The organism is Staphylococcus sp. SUC_1.2 (assembly GCF_026222585.1).
Genome location: NZ_JANJPM010000020.1, coordinates 29,174 through 48,455, shown reverse-complemented (window position 1 = coordinate 48,455; position 19,282 = coordinate 29,174). Strand labels below are relative to the sequence as shown.

Genomic DNA, 19,282 nt, shown 5'->3' with positions numbered 1-19,282 from the left:
ATTTAAAATTGATTTTAAATGTTGTGAATTTATTAAGTTCACTATCTACAGAAATGTAACCTCCATATTGACTCACAATCTTTTCGGCAATTGAAAGCCCTAAGCCATTACCACCTTGGCTTCTTGCTCTAGATTTATCTACTCTATAGAAACGATCGAAAATAAATTCTTGATCTTCTTTTGGTATGCCTAAGCCATGATCGGTAATTTCAATACTTATTTGTTTATTACGCAATTGTGTTTTAATACATATATGCTTTCTCTCTTTATCATATTTCATAGCATTGTCTATAAAAATTAAGATTAATTGTTCAAATTGATGACGATTAATTTGTAAAACTAAAGGTTTTTGTTCTAATTCAATCTCAAATAGATAATCTGGATGCAATTGTTGAAGTGCCTTAATTCGTGATTGAATTTCTTCATTGATATCAACGTCCTCTTTTTCTAAGGATTGCATATTTACTTTATCTTTGGTTAATAATAATAATTCTTCTACTAGCTTTGTAATTCGATTCATTTCTTCTAGTGAAATATTTAAAGACTCTTCTAAAATAGCAGGATCTTTCTTACCCCAGCGTTTAATTAAATTTAAATGGCCTTGAATGATTTGAAGTGGTGTTCTTAACTCATGAGAAGCATCTTCAACAAATTGTCTTTGTTGATTAAAAGAGGCTTCAATTTGATACATCATTTCGTTGAAAGTTTCTATTAAATTGTCTGTTTCTTCATAACTTGTATCAAGTTCTAATTTATTTTGAAAACCATCGCGTCGTATTTGATTCATTTTATTAGACATTGTTACTAGCGGTTTTGTAATATTTTTAGAAATGAAATAGCTAATACATGCAGTAATCACTGTAGCAAGTAGACCAAAAACAACAGCAATAATATAAAGTGATTTTACTAAGTTGTTATAATGCTCAAGAGAATGAATGAGTACGCTATAACCTTTAAAGTTTGGACTATGAAGTGGTTCAGTAATAACTAAATACTCTTTTCCATTATTTCGCATTACTTGAATTCGATCGGTCTTTTGTAAATTATTATTAGGTATAAACTGAATCGTACTTTCATTAGATGATTTCATTATTCTTTGACCTGTATGATTGTAAATAATGACTTCTTCATAATTTTCTAATGAAGCACTTAAATCTAATATCGATATATTATTAATCGGACGCGTTTGAATTAAATTGACAATATCACTTAAACTATGTTCTGCTTCATCCACTTCTCCTTCTCTTAAAGTATCTTTTAAGAAGAATATAATAATAAGACAAAATAAAATAATTGTCGTAAACATAATCAATGTAGTGATAGTCATCCATTTATATTGTAATGTATGATTTTTCATTATCGAATCACGTATCCTACACCACGAACAGTTTCAATGACTTTTTCTTTATTGAAAGGTTTCAATTTATTTCTTAAATATCTGATGTATACATCAACCACATTCGTTTCTACTTCACTATTATATCCCCATACATGATTTAAAATTTGTTCACGTTGTAGTACGTGATTGCGATTCGTTGCTAATAGATACAATAAATCATATTCAGTTTTAGTAAAATCTAATTGCTTACCATCAACAGTTACTTTAAATGCATCAATATCTATTCTGATACCATTAATATCGATAATATCCTTATGAGGCTGACGACGTAATACAGCACGAATTCTTGCAAAAAGCTCCTCAATTTCAAAGGGCTTTACTATATAGTCATCTGCACCATAATCTAATCCAGTCACTTTATCGTAAGTATCACTTTTAGCAGTGATGATAATAATTGGTGTTGATTGCACTTGGCGTACACGTCTACAAATTTCTAGGCCATTTATATTTGGTAACATTAAATCTAAAATAATCAAATCAAAATCGTTATTTAATGCTTTTTCTAAACCAGGTTCCCCATCATATTCGATGTCCACCTTATAACCCTCATGTGTTAATTCTAATTCAAGAAATCTGGCTAAATTTTGTTCATCTTCGACGATTAAAATATTAGTCATTTTTTCAGACACCTCTTTTTTAATAAACGTATGACTTCTCATAACATAACCAATATTCTATCACAAAAATTATTTGTTAATAGAATGAATAAAATAAAAGTAAGATTTTAATTGACAATCGTTATCAATAAGTTATAATATTAATTGAAAATGATTATCAATTAAATCTAAGTTTCCCCCATAATTTAAAATACTTAGAATTATAATCATTTTCAAGCCATTCCCCCCTTAATTTATATGTCCGTAAATACTAATAAACGTTCGTTTTAAAACGAGACGTAAATAATAAATAAGTGCGCCAAATAAGGCGCACTTATTTATTATTTATAAGGTTGTAGGCTCATGTAATCCTTTTAATACTAAAGTTGAAAGAACGATACAGAAAGCACCTCCAATGATTCCTGCAATAATATCAGTTGGATAATGCACGCCTAAATAAACTCTTGAAATAGAAATGAGTAAAATAAGTGCCGCACATAGTCCAATAATGACGCCTTTTGTACTTCCTGATGCTCTACGCTGAGCAATATACATTGCACTTCCAAAAAATGAAGTCGAACCCATTGCATGTCCACTAGGAAAACTAAATCCAGAAATATCAATTAAACGTAGTAATGTTGGACGTTCACGATCAAAAATATTTTTTAGTAAGGGATTTAATATACTTGATAGTGACATTGTGATAACAAAAAATAAAGCTTCAATTTTGTAACGTTTAAGCATTAAATAAGCAACAAGCATTAATGACAAACAAACCATTGCCCATACTTCTCCAATTTTTGTTGCACCTAATAAAATAGATGTAGTAATAAAACTCTCCGATGCATAAATAAATTCATATACTTCATTATCAATCCATTTGCCTAAACGTGATTCATGGAAAAATGCAATGATGCCAAAGATTAATGTAAAAACAATGAGCAATGTAATGTGTTTCGTTCTATTCATCAATTGGTCCTCCTATATTAAAGCGCGTCGTTCAAGATTTTATTAAATAAGTCTTCTTTAGTATAACTTTCTTTATAAGATTCCATTTGATGAGTAATATCAGTACGGTGAGATTCAATTTGTTTTAATTGTTCGAGTAATTTGAATTGTGTAAGTTGATCTTCTGGAATCATTTTTCCATATCCTTTGGATTCAAAATATTTAGCATTGTCAATTTGATCCCCTCTAGATTGATCAAGTCCTAGTGGTATGAGCAACATTGGGATTCTTAAAGTCAAGAATTCATAGATAGCATTAGAACCTGCACGACTTACGACTGTGTCTGTAATAGATAATAAATGCGTTAATTCTTCTTTAACAAATTCATATTGAATATATCCTTTTTGTTTATAAGACTCATCTACTAATCCATGCCCTGTTAAATGAATGATTTGATAATCATGTAGTAAAGCTTCAAGATTTTCTCTAATAATATCATTTAATTTTTTACTACCTAGGCTACCACCCATAACAAGTAATACTTTTTTATCTGAATCAAACCCTGTTATTTCATAACCTTTTTGTTGATTACCTTCTTTTAAATCTTCTCTAATGGTTGCCCCTACAAAATCAGCTTTATCTTTAGGTAGATATTTAAGTGTATCTTCAAATGTTGTATATATTTTTTTTGAAAATTTTAAAGATATTTTGTTTGCTAAACCAGGAGTTAAATCTGATTCATGAATAATAGTAGGAATATTCAATGAACGTGCTGCTATAACAACAGGAACAGAAACAAATCCCCCCTTAGAAAATAATAAATCAGGCTTTTCTTTTTTTAGAACGCGACGGGCATCTAAGATACCTTTTAATACTTTAAAAACATCTTTTGCATTTTCAAATGATAAATAACGACGTAATTTACCACTTGAAATTGGGTAATATTTAATATTCGAAAGTTGTGATTCAATCATTTCTCGTTCAATTCCGTTTTTAGAACCAATATAAAAAACTTGATGTCCTTTTTCTAATGCAGTTGGAATTAAACTTAAGTTCACAGACACATGGCCTACTGTGCCGCCTCCGGTAAACGCAATTTTAGACATGATTATTAACCTCTATTCTTATATGTTTTTATAATATGCATAGAATGGTGCGCCTCTATCGAATGGATGATAGTCAATTTCTGTTTCTCCTACTTTTTGGAAACCAAATTTCTCGAATAAACCTTGAGCGGGTTTATTTAATGCAAAAGTATCTGTCAGAATCACATGGATATGATGTTCTTCTGCTAATTTAACTGCAAAATCAAATAATTGAGTTGCTGCACCTTTATAATCTTTAGAACCAGCTAATCTATGAATAACATAAGCGTTATTTCTATTAACTGGCCATTCTAAATCATCATACCACTCTGATTGTTGTTGGTCGACAACAATAAATCCATAAATAGTGTTATTTTCTTCTAAAACATATAACGTCTCTGTATCAATATCTTCCTTAAAATGTTCAGTAGCTGGGTATTTATCGTCCCACTGATTATTCCCAAATGATTTCATTAAATCTTTTGCTTCTGACACTAATGTTTCGATTTGATTAATATCTTCATGTTTACCTAGTCTAATCATATAATAGTTATTCCTTTCTATTTTATTAATTTTAATAATTTGTCTAAGACTGTGTCTTCTTTATTTGATTTTTCAACTAATAATTGAGTGAATTTTTCATTTGTTTTGGTGTCAAATTTTCCCGTTTCAGATAGTTGATTATCTGATTGGAATAGTTTAATAGCATTAGCTAATTGATTATCAAATTGGTTTGATTCATCTCCGTTATAATAACCTAAAGCATCTAAACCAATTTTTATCGATTTAACGTTTTTATTATTATCGCCAACAGAATATGTTTTATCAGACGGAATAACACTTAATGATTGATACTTAGGAGAATCAATTGTAACATCTGGTCTAATACCTTTTCCATGAATATAATGATCATCAGGTGTTAACCATTTCATTTGTGTATATTTTAATAATGACCCATCTTTAAGTTCTCGTGTGGTTTGAACGATTCCTTTACCAAATGTTTTTGAACCATACACTTTAGCTTTATGGTGATCTTTCATTGCCCCTGTAAAGACCTCTGACGCACTTGCGGAACCTTCATTTACTAAAATACTCACTTTCATATCTTTAACATCTTTTAAAGCATCATTTGAAGTTTTAATTGCTTCTTTATCATTGCCTTTTTCAAGTTGAACAACAGTTTGACCTTTATCAATAAAAATATTAGCCATTTTAACTGCTTCATCTAATAATCCCCCTGGATTATTACGCAAGTCTAAGATGATATTTCGAACACCAGCATCATGAGCTTTTATAATTGCAGATTTTAATTCACCCGCAGTATTTTGTTGGAATTTAGTAATCGTAAATACAGCTATGTTACCTTTTTTCTTATACTCCACACTTTTGACATGAATTTTACCACGTTTAATATTAATATCTTTTTCTTCAGAACCGCGTTTAATAGTTAACCTAACATTTGTGCCTTCTTTACCTCTTACCACTTTAACAACTTGATCTAAAGGTTTACCTACTACAGACTTACCATTAACTTTTGTGACAACATCTTTAGGTTGAAGGCCAGCTTTTTCAGCAGGAGAATCTTTCATAGGACTTGTAATCATAATATCTTTATTTTTCTTTTGCATTTCTGCACCAATACCTACAAAATCTCCAGATACATCTTCATTAAAGCTCTTTGTTTCAGACTTTGTCATGTATTCAGAATATGGGTCTTTTAATTCTTTTACCATACCATTAATTGCAGCTTCAGAAAGTTTACTTGAGTTTTGTTTTTTGTAATAGTCTGTATCTAACGTTTTATATGCAAATTCTATTTTTTTCATTTCTTGACGCTCTTCTTTAGTTAAACCACTTAACTTATGACTGATTCCTATCGTTGCAAATACAGCTATAATTGTTGTAATGATAATAACACTTAATAAAATTAAGATAAACTGCCATATTTTCAAATGCATCTTTTTTTTAGGAGATGCATGTCTTTTTTCATCTGATTGTCCGTCATGGTGCTCCTCAGAATGATTATTCATAAAATCACTTCCTCTAATTACATCTTGTCTCTTATCATTTTATATAAAGACATACCTAGTATGTCTTTATTTTTAAGCAAACGCAAATTATAAGAAATTGTATTCTTAATTAGATAAAAATAAAAAGAGTGGCATATAAATCTAAAATTAAGATTTTATAACACCACTCCATATCATATTTAGACATAAAATGAATTTAAATTAGAATTTTAACCATTCTGTATATTCTTCATATAAATCATCAAATACGGACATAGGTAACGTAATGTCACTTTGCATTTCGATATAGTCTGATAATACGTTGAAGTCACTTTCATGTTTTGGAAACGATAAGTCATTGAAAATGTCTTTGGCTAATTCACCTTTATCATCTTTACGTCCTCTAGCCGTTAAGGCAAATTGATAAAATGAATGATCTTTCATTAGCTCATTGTCACATCGACAACTTTAGTTTCGCCTTTAATAACAGCTTTAACATCATCGAGTGAAATAGATTCTGTTTGATCAGAATTTGTAATAATAATAGGTGAAATAACTGATTTGGCATTATTTCTAATAAATTCTAAATCGAATTTGAGTAAAGGGTCGCCTACTTGTACTGTGTCACCACTGCTAACCAGTACATTAAATCCTTCTCCGTCTAACTGAACAGTATCTAATCCAATGTGTACTAAAATTTCAAGACCATTTTTAGTTTTTAAACCAATTGCATGTTTTGTTGGAAAAACATTATCAACTTTTCCAGCAACTGGGGAAACCACCTCACCTTCAGTAGGATTAATACCGAAACCTTCACCCATCATTTTTTGGGCAAATACAGGATCTGGTATATCTTCAATTTTGACATATTCACCTGTTAATGGTGCATATAGTTGAGTTTCCTTATTGACTTCTTTATCTTTACCAAATAATTTTTTAAACATTATTCATCGCTCCTATTTATTAAAATGTTGTATCAAATCGCCATATCCTAATTCTTCTAATTTTTCGTATGGAATAAATTGAATAGCTGCAGAATTAATACAATAACGCAATCCGCCACTTTCTTTTGGGCCATCATTGAATACGTGACCTAAATGACTGTTAGCATCTTCTGATCTAACTTCAGTTCGAATCATACCAAATGATTTATCTACGAGTTCAACAATTTCATCATCGTCTAATGCTTTTGAGAAACTTGGCCAACCACAATCAGATTCAAATTTCTCTTCAGAAGTAAATAAAGGCTTACCAGAAATTTTATCTACGTATATTCCTTTGTCAAAATGATTCCAATATTTATTTTGAAAAGGAGGTTCTGTACCATTTTCTTGAGTAACGAGATACTCCATATCATTTAATTCGCTTTTATCTTTTTTAATCATTTTGAGACCCCCAATGTGATTCTATAAATGCTTTTCTACCAGAACCGCGTTGATATTGCTCATAATGCATAGGATTTTTTTTATAATAGTCTTGATGGTAATCTTCCGCTGGATAAAAGTTTTTGTAAGGAAGAACTGGTGTGATGATTGGTTTTTTAAAAATACCTTCTTCATTTAGTTGTTGGATTTTTAATTCAGCAGCTTTTTTTTGTTGTTCATCGTGATAAAATATTGCTGGTTCATAGCTTTCGCCTCTATCAAAAAATTGCCCTTTATTATCTGTCGGGTCAAATAGTTTAAAGTAAACATCCAAAATATTTTCAAATGACGTAATATCTGGATTATAAGTAATTTGAACTGCTTCTCTATGACCAGTTTGATTTGAACATACTTGTTCATACGTTGGATTTTCTATATTTCCGCCACTATAACCTGATACGACATCTTCAATACCTGGGTAAGATGTAAAGGGTTTAACCATACACCAGAAACATCCTCCTGCTAAAGTTGCATATGCCATTATATTACCTCCTCTATCTTTCTTTAAATTTACGATATAATGATATGAAATTAAAGTAATTAACTCAGAGGTCAATAACTTAAGTCACCTATTATTATCCATTATCCTCTAACTACGACAAGACCGATAGCGCCTTGACCAGTGTGTGTAGAAATGACTGGTGTCGTTACATTAACATCATAATTTTGTTGTCTAAATGCTTCATTAAATTGATGTTTTACTTTTTCAACGAATTCAATCGTATTTGCATGTGCAATACCAATCGATTGAATAGTATGATTTTCAATAAATTTAGCAATTTCTTTTTTTAGATATTGAATACTAGAGTTTTGTGTACGAGAATTATGTACGATTTCTAAATATCCCTCTCTAAGTGTTCCTATCGGTTTTATTTTCATAATATTTCCGATTAAACCTTTTGTTTTACTGATGCGTCCACCTTTAATTAATTGATTGAGTTGGCCAATAACAACAAATAGTTTAATATTTTTCTGCAATTCTGAAATATGTTTAATAATTTCTGCACTTGAAAGATTAGTGTTTACAAGTTCTACTAAACGTTGAATTTGGTATGCTAATCCAAAAGAAATTGATTTTGAATCAATCACATTTACTTTTGCTTCAATCATATTGCTCGCTTGTAAAGCAGTCTGATATGTTCCACTTAATCCTGAAGACATATGAATGCTAAAGATTTCTACATCGTCATTGTCTTTATCAAGTTGTTCATATAATTCAATAAATTTACCAATTGATGGCTGACTCGTTTTAACGTCAGCGTCTTCTTCAATACGTTTAATGTACTCCTCGGATGAGATATCTACTTGATCTACAAATGATTCTTTATCAATGGTTAAATTTAATGGAACAACATGGATGTTATGTTGATTTAAATATTCAGCTGATAAATCTGAGGTAGAGTCTGTAACGATTACTTGTTTAGTCATAATTTCTCCTGTTAATTTATTTTATTTTCGTACTAAATGTAAAAAGGTATGTGGAATAGTATTTTTTCCATCAAGTTGACCCTCTTCAGAAGATACAACCGTCCAATCTTCAAATGTATAGGGAGGGAAAAATGTATCACCTTGATGTTTTCCATCTACTACAGTGATATACATATCGTCAACTTTATCAATCATTACTTCAAATAATGTTTGGCCACCGAAAATAAATACATGACCCTCTAAGTTGTAGATATCATCAATTGTGTGAATCACTTCAACGCCATCAGGTTTAAAATTGTTATCACGAGTTAAAACTACATTTTTTCTATTTGGTAATGGTTTGCCAATGGACTCAAATGTTTTTCTACCCATTACAAGTGTATGGCCAGTTGAGAGTTGTTTTACATGTTTTAAATCATTTGGAATATGCCATGGTAGAGCATTTTTATAACCAATGACACGTTGTTGATCATGTGCCACTAAAATTGATAAGGTCATTTATCATATCCCCTTTTAGTTTATTTTTAATTAAAGATAGATTACACAGCAATGGGCGCTTTAATTGCTGGATGAGATTGATAGTCTACAAGTTCTAAATCTTCATAATTAATATCAAAGATTGAGTGTTCAGAATTTATTTTTAATGTAGGAGGTGCAAAACCTTCTCTAGAAAGTTGAGTCTTAATTGCCTCTATGTGATTAGAATAAATATGTGCATCTCCAAAAGTATGAATGAATTCTCCAACTTCTAAGTTACATTCTTTAGCAATTAAATGCGTAAGTAATGCATAACTTGCAATATTAAAAGGCACACCTAGGAAAATATCTGCACTACGTTGATAAAGTTGACAACTTAATTTGCCATCTTGTACGTAGAACTGAAACATTGTATGACATGGTGGTAATGCCATAGTATCAATTTCAGTGGGATTCCATGCTGAAACTATGTGTCTTCTCGAATTAGGGTTTGTCTTAATTTGCTGAATAACTGTTTTAAGCTGATCGAAATGATTACCATATTGATCTACCCAATCACGCCATTGCTTTCCATAGACATTTCCTAAATCACCATATTTTTTAGCAAAAGTATCATCATTCAACACTTTCTCTTTAAATTTTTTCATTTCCTGTTGATACATTTTATTGAAATTTTCATCTTCTTGAGAACGATGTCCAAAATTTGTCATATCTGGACCATGATAATCTTCAGATTGAATATATTTTTCAAAAGCCCATTCATTCCAAATATTATTATTATATTTTAATAAATACTGAATATTAGTATCTCCTTTTATAAACCACAATAACTCAGTAGCAATAAGTTTGAAAGATATTTTTTTTGTAGTGAGTAAAGGGAATCCCTTCGTTAAATCGAAGCGGATTTGATGTCCAAATTTAGAAATGGTACCTGTATGTGTTCTATCATCACGTTGATTACCAATTTCTAAAATGTCATTACATAAATCGTGATACGCCGAATCAAAAGGATTGAGCATATGTACATCTCTCCTAAATTTTATATTAATTATCATTATACTAGAAAATAGAAAGATATTGAATGAATTATATTATTTCAAAACATTTTTATATTTAAAAATCTCCAATAATAAATTATCAAACTGAGATAATTTATTATTGGAGATGCATATTAAGATAGATTAATTTAATATAATCATATTAACAATTTTCGTCGAAAGCATCTTTAATATCCATACAAATATCTTGAATATCTCTACCTTCAATATGTTCACGCGGAATAAAATGCTTTAATTCTGTACCTTTAAATAAAGCATACGAAGGGCTTGAAGGTACTTGTTGGATATAATCGCGCATTGTTTGCGTTGCTTCTTTATCTTGTCCAGCGAATACTGTGACTTTATGTGTTGGCTTTTTATCATTTTGATCAGCAACTGCTACAGCAGCAGGTCTCGCTAAACCAGCAGCACAACCACATGTAGAATTAATAACAACAAATGTTGTTTCGTCATCTTTAACATTGTTCATATAGTTTGATACATCTTCACTTGATTCTAAACTTGTAAAACCATTATCAGTTAATTCAGAACGCATTTGTTGTGCTAGTTCATGCATATATTGTTCATACGGATTCATATAAAAAACTCCTTTAATGTTTATTACGATTAGCAATTTGTTTCCATACGGAACCTAATGCTTCATCGCCATTTTCAATTCTAGAAATTGCCATTTTCACTTGAAGTTTTACTTCGTAAGCATTGTCGTTTGCATGCGCTCTTAGAGATGCTAGTTGCGCTTCGCCACCTTCTTCAAATAAAAACATTGCAGCTCTCCAACGAACAATTTTTTGTGGATCATCAAGTGCTTTTTCCATTTCTGGCAAAGCTTCTTTATAACCTAAATCACTGATACAGTCTCCAGCTGTACGTCGAATAGCTGGATGCTGATCATTTAATCCTTTATACAAATATGGCAATGTTTCTTTACTTTCAATCATACCAAATAAAACAATCGCTTGACGTCTTAATGGTAACTTATTTTCATTTAGGGCTTGCTCTAAGAGTGGAATATCCTCAAGTGTTGGTGTTGGAAATTCTGTTAACATTCTGAGGCGTACTTTCCAGTCTGATTCATTCAAGTACTCCTCATATGAAACATGTTGATAAAAATGAGATGTACTTTTCGTTTGTGTAGATAAAGCTTGAACGACTAATTGTTCCAATCGACTTTTTGGATATAATGCAATGATTTCTTCATAAACTTCTCCCATAACTAGAGAAAGTTCTCCATAACGTAAACCAAGCTCTTTCCATTTTCTAAGAAAAATAACATTATCATCATCTTCTTGTGCTTTAAGCATACTATTAACAAAGATATCAGGTAGTTGTTTACGTACTTCTTCATGAGCATTTGTTAATTTAATTTGATATGGGATATTTTTAAAAGTGAGTATCTCTGCTTTCACTTCTCCATAGTGTTCATCAAACTGAGATGATTGACTGATAGTTTCCTCTTTTTGAAGTGACGCAGTAATTTGAGGTAATACCTCTTCCCAATGTGCTTTCGGATACTTATCAATAGCTAAAAAGTCAATTACATGAAATATAGATTTAACATCTTTAATTTGTAATAAGTCATTAATAAAATCAAGTTGAGATGTTTTGACTTCTGTATATGTGTTCGACTGATTATCAGCACGCTTTTCACTTAAAACGATTTTCATTGTATTTGGGCTTGGTGTTGGTTCAATTTTTAATATTTCCACTACTGTTCCTCCTAAAATTAAAATGTGTCTTCAATTTTAGGTACAAGATCATCCCAATTGGCATATTCCTCTTTATCTACTGAAATAAAATCCATGACATAAAAAACTGACTTTACTCCTTCGATATCAAATAATCGATTAATAAAATCAGGTTGACCATCTTGAGCAGATGTATACGTATTTGATTGATTATCTTTACGTTTTTCACTTAAATTAATTTTAATCGTATTATAATTTGGTGTGTCTTCAATTGACTTTATATGCATAAAATTCCCTCCTATTGAAGTTCATTGCCTAATTGCTTAATTTGCTTACCTATTGAACATTCAGAAATACAAAAATGATGTGCTTGTGTTTTTCCTTCTGTTTTTCTAATGTGTGTTTTCAGTAAACATTTATCACAATAAGTATTCATTAATTCATCAATTTTTTCTATTGCATTTTGTTCGGAATGTGTAAGTATAACTTTCACTCCTTATACTTAATTTTATAAATATGGAGTTATTATAACTTATATGATGATCATTTTAAAATAATCGATTTTATTTTTTATTATTTATAATATGAATTGATTAATGAGTATTGAATTTGAATTACTTTTACTATAAAATATTAAAGTTGCTTAGCGGTTTCTAAACACCCGCATTATCAAAATTTAGGAGGATAAATGATGTATAATGAATTTTTTGGCATTGCTACTTTTTTTGTAACATTTATTGTAATGGTTTTAATGTATCGTTGTTTTGGTAAACAAGGTCTTATCGCTTGGGTAGCTATCGGTACAATTATTGCTAATATCCAAGTCATCAAAACGGTTGATATTTTTGGTATCTCAGCAACTTTAGGTAATGTAATGTTTGCCTCTATCTACCTAGCTACAGATATTTTAAATGATATTTATGGACGAAAAGTTGCTAAACGTGCTGTATGGTTAGGCTTCTCATCAACTCTTGTTATGATAATTGTAATGCAAATGTCATTACATTTTATACCCGCACCAGAAGATATATCTCAAAAAGCATTATCTACGATTTTTGATTTAGTGCCGAGAATTGCTTTAGGTTCAATTATTGCTTATATTATAGGGCAACATGTAGATGTGTTCATCTTTTCAATGATAAAAAAAGTTTTCCAATCAGATAAAACATTTATTATTAGAGCTTATGGAAGTACGGTATTAAGTTCAATTATTGATACTGCATTATTTGTAACTATCGCATTTATCGGTACATTGCCTGCAAGTGTTGTATTTGAAATCTTTATTACTACGTATGTTTTAAAATTAGTCTCAACGATTTTCAATGTTCCATTTGGTTATATTGCGAAGTCTTTCTATCGAAAAGGAAAAATTCAAAAATTAGACGAAGGTTATTAAAACAATCATACATGCATATTGTTTAGGTTTACTAAGCAATATGCTATTTTTAAATAGACAAATAGTGTTTAATTAATGCTTAAACTAGAGGTGTTTTTAATGGCTAAAATATTTTTTGATGCTGCAACGAGTGGCAATCCGGGACGTAGTACGTGTGGGATAGTAATTAAAGAAAATGATATTAAATATACGTATACACATGATTTAGGAGAATTGGACAACCATAGTGCTGAATGGTCTGCATTCATTCATGCATTAGAACATGCTCGTGAATTAAATGTTTCAAATGCTTTATTGCATACAGATTCTAAATTGATAGAAGATAGCGTGAATCAAGGTTATGTAAAAAATGCGCGTTTCAAACCATTTTTTGAAAATATGGAGATTTTAGAAGCAAGTTTTGATTTGCTATTTGTAAAATGGGTTCCAAGAGATAAAAATAAAGAAGCAAATCAATTAGCACAACAAGCTCTATACAAATTAATTAAGAATAAACAATAATAATGTAAAAAAGAAGATAAAAGAATTTATGTTGAATTCTTTTATCTTCTTTTTTTATCTGTTTTACATTAAAATTTTTGAAGCAAGATATTTACCAGAGACATAAAGTTCGTGTTCATTACAAATTGAAAGAATATGATTCAATGAATGTGTATATTCCATTTCTTTATATAATGCAGTTGTATCGATAGGCACATCCGTATAGATTTCCGCTAATTGTTTGGATAAAATCAAATTTTCTTTATCAGTTGCAATTTTTTTCTGTTGACCAGGTGTAAGTGATTCGATATGGTCTAGTACGTTTTCAACGCTACCATAAGATTGTATTAATTTAATGGCGGTTTTTTCCCCAATACCTTTAACACCAGGATACCCATCTGCTGAATCTCCCATAAATGCTTTAATATCAATAAGTTGAAGTGGATGTAATGCATACTCTTCATTAAAACGATTAAGAGTATAATGATGATAAATATTAAAACCTTTTCTGATTAACCAGACTTCTACTTGTTCATTGATACATTGTAAAATATCTCTATCTCCAGTTACAATATGTACTTCATTATCTTTTGAATATATTTTAGCGAGTGTTCCTATGACATCGTCTGCCTCATAATTTGCAACACCGATATTCACAAAACCAAATTGTTCTGAAATGTCTTTTACGTAATCGAATTGAGGTATCAATTCTTCTGGTGGCGCAGGTCTATTTTGTTTATAAGAAGTATACATAGCATTTCTAAAGGTCGCTTGCCCCATATCCCAACATATCGCAACATGGCTTGGTTTAATATCCTTAATTGCCGTAAAGATATGTCTAACAAAACCTTGAATCCCATTGGTTGGCATACCTTTAGAATTATACATAAATTGATTGTGTAGACTTGTAGCATAAAAATGTCTAAATAAGAGTGCCATTCCATCTACAAGTAAGACACGTTGAGTCATATTAATCCTTCTTTCTAATTTAAAAGTGGTTCCAATTGTTGATTTACTGTTTCTAATTGTTCAATGAGTGAATTATCGATACGTTTAGATAATAAGTCATTGATTTGCTCTAAAACATTATTATTTAACTGATTAAGTTCGATGTTCGCGTCGTGAGTTAAGTTAGATACATAATAATTTAATTGTTGTTTTAATACGTTTAGTGATGGTTGTAGCAGTTCTAGTGTATTTGTACAAATCATTTCTTGCAGTTCTCTTTGCGCATTTGCATTTAAAATTTTACGTTTAGACAACTGTTTAGGTAAAACTGAAAGCATCTCTTCTAAACTAATACGTAATAGTGCATCATCAGTAAACGGCGCTGTTATTTTAAAATGAGGTTGGATAAGTACATGAACTGAGTTTAATTTTTGAATTGTTGGTGCTATTTGTTGATCTAATTGAGAAGTAAAGTATGTTTTTATTCTTTCGACTAATAAAGTTTGTTCTAAATATAATCGTTGATGAACTTGATCTAAGTACATTTTCGTAGCACGTTTCTTTTCATCATTAAAATCATTATTTTGTGTCATTTGACTATTATATACTTTTTTAACCTCATCTAATAATTGAAGCTGTAATCGTTTATTTAAATGATAGATTTGTTCTTCAACCTCATTTTTAGTATGCTGCTCACTTGTATGAATAATTTGGTTAGTTAATGGTGTTTTATTTTTATAAGTTTCAAGTTGTTGTTGTTGTTCTAACATACGTGTTTGATTTGTTTTAAATTCATAGATGATTTGATTAAAGTTATCGCGCATTTGCTCGATTTGATGAATCATTTGCTTCTCTAAAATCGTTTTCGATTCAGTTTCGACAAAATGATTAATACTTTCTTTTAATTTAAGAATGCCTTCATCTTTAGTCTCCAATGCACGTTTACTTGATACACCGAATAATTCAGATGGCAGATTCACTTGAGATAGAGCATCTTTTACATACTGCTCCACTGCTATTAAATCTTCATTAGTTTCAGCTAAATCTATCGCATTAATAATCATTTTAAATGTCTGTGCTTCATTTAATTGGTTAATATCTTTCATATGTTCAATAAATGCTTTGTCATTATCAGTAAATGAGTGATTAAAATAGCTCACATATAAAATTAGGTCTGAAGAAGTTAAGATGCGTTCAGTTTCATTTGTATGTCGTTGATTATTAGAATGTAACCCTAATGAATCAACGATAATTTTGTCTTTTAACCAATCCAGTGGAAGTTGTATATGAACGGTTTTAACAAATGTAGCGTATTCGTCTTCAGCACTCCATTGCTTAATTTCATTTTGTGAAATAGTATGTGTTATACCTTCTGTTAGCATATCTTGGTACATTGAAAAGTGCTTCTCTACTGATGTTATAAAAGCCAATTGATTTTTTTCTAATTGTTGTTTTAAAGACTCAATATTACTATTCATAAATTTTTCTAACGAGTTAAAAGAAACGTTTTGATATTCAAGTAATTGGTTTAATTCATTTAACAATTGCGTATTTGTTTTCAAAGTAATTTGACTATCATGACCATATGAGATTTCAGTCGTAGCTGCTGTTGTTGGATTAGGTGAGCTTACAAGATAATGATCTCCAAGTAAAGCATTAATCAAGCTACTTTTTCCTGCACTAAATGTACCAAAGACGCCTATTTTTACAATTTTATTATCTATGCGTTGCAATGTTGCTTTGATGTCTTGCTTAGTTTTATTGAATAAAGGAACAGGCTCAATGATAGCCAGAGCTTTCTGAATATCAAAGTGATGAGTTGTCGTATCCTTAGTTGATGTAATATCTTCGTCTAAATCATTTGTTGAAGATATGGTTGATTGATTAAGTTTATAATGTGTTTCTGTTCGATCAATTAATTTATCGAGTGAGTCATTTATATGAATATAATAATGTTTATAATTTTCAGTTGTTAATGACTGTTTTAAATTCTTGAACTCAAGATACTGTTCATATAAATGTGCATCATTATCTTCTATGTTAGATAATTCCGTTGCTTCAGTATGTTCAATAATGTCTTTAAATAATGAATCTGATTGTTTTTCGATAGCACGTGCAATTGCTTTTAAAACGTCATCACTAAATGTGAGCACATAGGTATTATTAATGCTTGTTTGTACTTGATATAAATTAGAAATTAAAGTAGGTTCAATTTCATAATGTTGATTTAAAATTCGTTGATTTACTTCAGAATGATGAATAAAGCGAGTTACAAAAGATAAATCTTCACGCATTGGTTGACGAATGTGTCGATTCACTTTTTCTTGTAAACGGTCTACAACAATTTGTAAACGTTTTGCTCTCTCTTCTTCCGTTTTCTTTTTTTTATTTAGAAGACCGCCCACTTTGAAGTCTAAAGCCATGCTTTCAAGATAATAACGAATATCTTCTCGCATATCATGAGTCATAATATAAGCATTATCTAATATATTTTTCCGTTTTTCTTTTAAGTACGTTAATAATTGAGAAGAATGATTTAATAATTGTGCTTCTTCACTTATAGCTTGATTCTGTTGAAATTGTTTATAGGATTCTTCAAATTCGGATTCATTGATATTTAAAGCGTCAAGTATATTTTGCATATGCTCTTGAATATATGAAAGCTGAGTACGATGTATAAATTCAATGATACGTGTTACAAAATCTTCAATAGGTTCACGTAGTTTATCTTGTTCTACTAAAAACTCTGAGAATAAATGAAGTTGATTGTTTGGATGATCAAATTTACTAACATAAAATAGTTGAGCGACTTTAATATCCCAATCTTGTATAGATTGTTCTACTTTTTGTTTAAATGTATCAAAAGAAATTTCATTCTCATTATGCTTATCAATTTGATTGATAACAAAAATAATAGGTATGCCTACTTGATTCATGCGTTTCATAAATTGGAAATTGAGCGCAGACTGAACATGATTATAATCAACTATATACACAATCATATTGCTTGTATATAAAAATTGTTCAGTAGTGGATTGGTGTGTAGAAACATTTGAATCTACTCCTGGAGTGTCTTGTAATGTAAAACCAAGATTAAACTTATTTGAAGGAAACTTTATTTCAATAGATTCCACATCAATATTTAATCGGTTCATTATTTTTACATCATCATACGTTTTTAACTTAGCATATTTTTGATATTCTAAATTAGCAATAATTTCTTCTTCTTTTGAAACAGAAACTATAGCCGTATTACTCGTTGTTGGTACAGGTGAGCTAGGCAATATATCTTGTTCTAATAATAAATTGATTAATGTTGACTTACCAGCTGAAAAATGTCCAACAAATGATAAAGTATATTGATTTAAATATACTTTTTTAATCACTTGATTTATTGTATGTACTAATGCTTCGTTATTCGATTTTTCTATTTCTTTTTTTAATTTGTATAATACATCTAATTGTTCATTATTTTGCATAATGCTATCCCCTTTATTTCACTCACTCTAAAATATAAAAAAATTAAGGTTATAAAACTAAAAAGAATTATAACCTCACTTTTAGGGTGATAAAACTAAAATATCTTTAGCTATGTTTATTAAATTTTATCATAAGAAATAATAAAAACCTATATAGAATGAATTAGTTAAACCAAGCTGGTTTATCGCCATCAGTATTTGGTTTATTTACTCCAATATTTTGTCTAGAATAAAGTTCAGGTTGTTTCGCTATACGCACTGCTAAATTGGCTACACTTCTTCTAGAAACTTCTGTTCCTTTAAAGGTATCACCTTTTTGAGTAATTTCATAATCTGATTCATTTTTAAATGTTAACCAAGCAGGACGAATAATTGTATAATCTAAATCAGACGCTTCAATTAAATCAGCTGCTTTACGATATTTAGTTAATTTTTCACCAAATTGTTCTTTGTTAAATGTATTGAATTTATCTGGTAATTCGTCATAAATACCAGGAGCTGCCACAAATATTAAACGTTTAACATTCTTTTTGTTCATGGCATCTATAATGGCTTGTGCTTCTCTATCTAGTGATCCTGATAAACTTGCAAAAACAATATCTACTTGATCTAATGCTTTTTCTAAATCTTCAACATTTTTAGCATCACCTTCAAAGACAGTGATACGATTAGATGCGTAATCAGGAATACGGTGGGCATTTCTTAAAAATAAATCAACGTTAAAACTAGAATTCTCTAAGAAAATTTTAGTTGCTTCAATTGATACTTTTCCGTTAGCCCCTACAATTAAAACTGTTTGCATAACTTATTCTCCTTACTATACTGTTTAAATGTGCTATGTTTTTAACACGCTTACTAATAACTTTACAA

The 19,282-nt window shown here is 29.9% G+C and carries 22 protein-coding genes; 2 read left to right on the top strand and 20 right to left on the bottom strand.

The genetic code is table 11. From position 1 onward, the window contains the following. The 17 genes from NR218_RS08180 to NR218_RS08100 form a co-directional block, all read right to left on the bottom strand. Window positions 1-1,357: HAMP domain-containing sensor histidine kinase (locus tag NR218_RS08180; RefSeq protein WP_017176328.1), on the bottom strand; the 1,357-nt coding region annotated here is incomplete at its 3' end. Next, complete coding sequence (locus NR218_RS08175; protein ID WP_019835254.1) at window positions 1,357-2,016, bottom strand: response regulator transcription factor; 660 nt, start codon at window positions 2,014-2,016, stop codon at window positions 1,357-1,359. The genes NR218_RS08175 and NR218_RS08180, both read right to left, overlap by 1 nt. Before the next feature lie 324 nt (window positions 2,017-2,340). Then, complete coding sequence (locus tag NR218_RS08170) at window positions 2,341-2,964, bottom strand: phosphatase PAP2 family protein (protein WP_049434837.1); 624 nt, start codon at window positions 2,962-2,964, stop codon at window positions 2,341-2,343. Window positions 2,965-2,981: 17 nt separating this feature from the next. Then, entirely contained in the window at window positions 2,982-4,049 is a 1,068-nt protein-coding gene (locus NR218_RS08165; RefSeq protein WP_017176325.1) for an undecaprenyldiphospho-muramoylpentapeptide beta-N-acetylglucosaminyltransferase, read from the bottom strand. An 18-nt stretch (window positions 4,050-4,067) separates the two neighbouring features. Further along, on the bottom strand, window positions 4,068-4,571 hold the full coding sequence (locus NR218_RS08160; protein WP_145449207.1) for a GNAT family N-acetyltransferase: 504 nt from the start codon (window positions 4,569-4,571) through the stop codon (window positions 4,068-4,070). A gap of 17 nt (window positions 4,572-4,588) precedes the next feature. Further along, on the bottom strand, window positions 4,589-6,058 hold the full coding sequence (locus NR218_RS08155) for a S41 family peptidase (RefSeq protein WP_017176323.1): 1,470 nt from the start codon (window positions 6,056-6,058) through the stop codon (window positions 4,589-4,591). 201 nt (window positions 6,059-6,259) lie between these two features. Further along, the gene (locus tag NR218_RS08150) at window positions 6,260-6,481 is read right to left on the bottom strand and encodes a YozE family protein (RefSeq protein ID WP_145428839.1); all 222 of its coding nucleotides are present in this window, start codon (window positions 6,479-6,481) and stop codon (window positions 6,260-6,262) included. Further along, window positions 6,481-6,981 carry a PTS sugar transporter subunit IIA gene (locus NR218_RS08145; protein WP_002449797.1) on the bottom strand — a complete coding sequence of 167 codons (501 nt, stop codon included), beginning with the start codon at window positions 6,979-6,981 and terminating at the stop codon, window positions 6,481-6,483. Before NR218_RS08145 ends, NR218_RS08150 begins: the two co-directional genes overlap by 1 nt. A gap of 12 nt (window positions 6,982-6,993) precedes the next feature. Beyond that, on the bottom strand, window positions 6,994-7,422 hold the full coding sequence (gene msrB / locus NR218_RS08140) for a peptide-methionine (R)-S-oxide reductase MsrB (RefSeq protein WP_101804154.1): 429 nt from the start codon (window positions 7,420-7,422) through the stop codon (window positions 6,994-6,996). Then, window positions 7,415-7,942, bottom strand: coding sequence for a peptide-methionine (S)-S-oxide reductase MsrA (msrA, locus tag NR218_RS08135; protein ID WP_017176321.1), 528 nt, complete (start codon window positions 7,940-7,942; stop codon window positions 7,415-7,417). Before msrA ends, msrB begins: the two co-directional genes overlap by 8 nt. A 101-nt stretch (window positions 7,943-8,043) precedes the next feature. Then, window positions 8,044-8,889 carry a DegV family protein gene (locus NR218_RS08130; RefSeq protein ID WP_049382036.1) on the bottom strand — a complete coding sequence of 282 codons (846 nt, stop codon included), beginning with the start codon at window positions 8,887-8,889 and terminating at the stop codon, window positions 8,044-8,046. A 21-nt stretch (window positions 8,890-8,910) separates the two neighbouring features. Then, window positions 8,911-9,387, bottom strand: coding sequence for a dihydrofolate reductase (locus tag NR218_RS08125; protein WP_048679885.1), 477 nt, complete (start codon window positions 9,385-9,387; stop codon window positions 8,911-8,913). 41 nt (window positions 9,388-9,428) lie between these two features. Then, window positions 9,429-10,385 carry a thymidylate synthase gene (locus NR218_RS08120; RefSeq protein WP_017176318.1) on the bottom strand — a complete coding sequence of 319 codons (957 nt, stop codon included), beginning with the start codon at window positions 10,383-10,385 and terminating at the stop codon, window positions 9,429-9,431. A 181-nt stretch (window positions 10,386-10,566) separates the two neighbouring features. Beyond that, a complete protein-coding gene (gene brxA, locus NR218_RS08115; RefSeq protein ID WP_017176317.1) occupies window positions 10,567-11,001 on the bottom strand; it encodes a bacilliredoxin BrxA in 435 nt (144 codons plus the stop codon). Window positions 11,002-11,014: 13 nt separating this feature from the next. Next, window positions 11,015-12,130 carry a conserved virulence factor C family protein gene (locus tag NR218_RS08110; RefSeq protein ID WP_207025517.1) on the bottom strand — a complete coding sequence of 372 codons (1,116 nt, stop codon included), beginning with the start codon at window positions 12,128-12,130 and terminating at the stop codon, window positions 11,015-11,017. 17 nt (window positions 12,131-12,147) lie between these two features. After that, window positions 12,148-12,396 (bottom strand): NifU N-terminal domain-containing protein, encoded by a 249-nt coding sequence (locus NR218_RS08105; protein ID WP_002449746.1) that lies wholly within the window; start codon window positions 12,394-12,396, stop codon window positions 12,148-12,150. Window positions 12,397-12,407: 11 nt separating this feature from the next. After that, window positions 12,408-12,602 carry a zinc-finger domain-containing protein gene (locus tag NR218_RS08100; protein ID WP_002449911.1) on the bottom strand — a complete coding sequence of 65 codons (195 nt, stop codon included), beginning with the start codon at window positions 12,600-12,602 and terminating at the stop codon, window positions 12,408-12,410. 198 nt (window positions 12,603-12,800) lie between these two features. Between NR218_RS08100 and NR218_RS08095 the strand changes: the two genes are divergently transcribed. Further along, window positions 12,801-13,505, top strand: coding sequence for a queuosine precursor transporter (locus NR218_RS08095; RefSeq protein ID WP_049382033.1), 705 nt, complete (start codon window positions 12,801-12,803; stop codon window positions 13,503-13,505). Window positions 13,506-13,604: 99 nt separating this feature from the next. After that, window positions 13,605-14,006 (top strand): ribonuclease HI family protein, encoded by a 402-nt coding sequence (locus NR218_RS08090; protein ID WP_002449811.1) that lies wholly within the window; start codon window positions 13,605-13,607, stop codon window positions 14,004-14,006. 63 nt (window positions 14,007-14,069) lie between these two features. Here the strand turns inward: NR218_RS08090 and NR218_RS08085 are convergent, their stop codons facing one another. The 3 genes from NR218_RS08085 to NR218_RS08075 form a co-directional block, all read right to left on the bottom strand. Beyond that, the gene (locus tag NR218_RS08085; RefSeq protein WP_048762443.1) at window positions 14,070-14,954 is read right to left on the bottom strand and encodes a 5'-3' exonuclease; all 885 of its coding nucleotides are present in this window, start codon (window positions 14,952-14,954) and stop codon (window positions 14,070-14,072) included. A 14-nt stretch (window positions 14,955-14,968) separates the two neighbouring features. Further along, window positions 14,969-18,412, bottom strand: coding sequence for a dynamin family protein (locus tag NR218_RS08080; protein ID WP_049415971.1), 3,444 nt, complete (start codon window positions 18,410-18,412; stop codon window positions 14,969-14,971). Between the two features lie 163 nt (window positions 18,413-18,575). Then, window positions 18,576-19,214 (bottom strand): SDR family oxidoreductase, encoded by a 639-nt coding sequence (locus NR218_RS08075; RefSeq protein ID WP_002455331.1) that lies wholly within the window; start codon window positions 19,212-19,214, stop codon window positions 18,576-18,578. Window positions 19,215-19,282 lie beyond the last annotated feature (68 nt).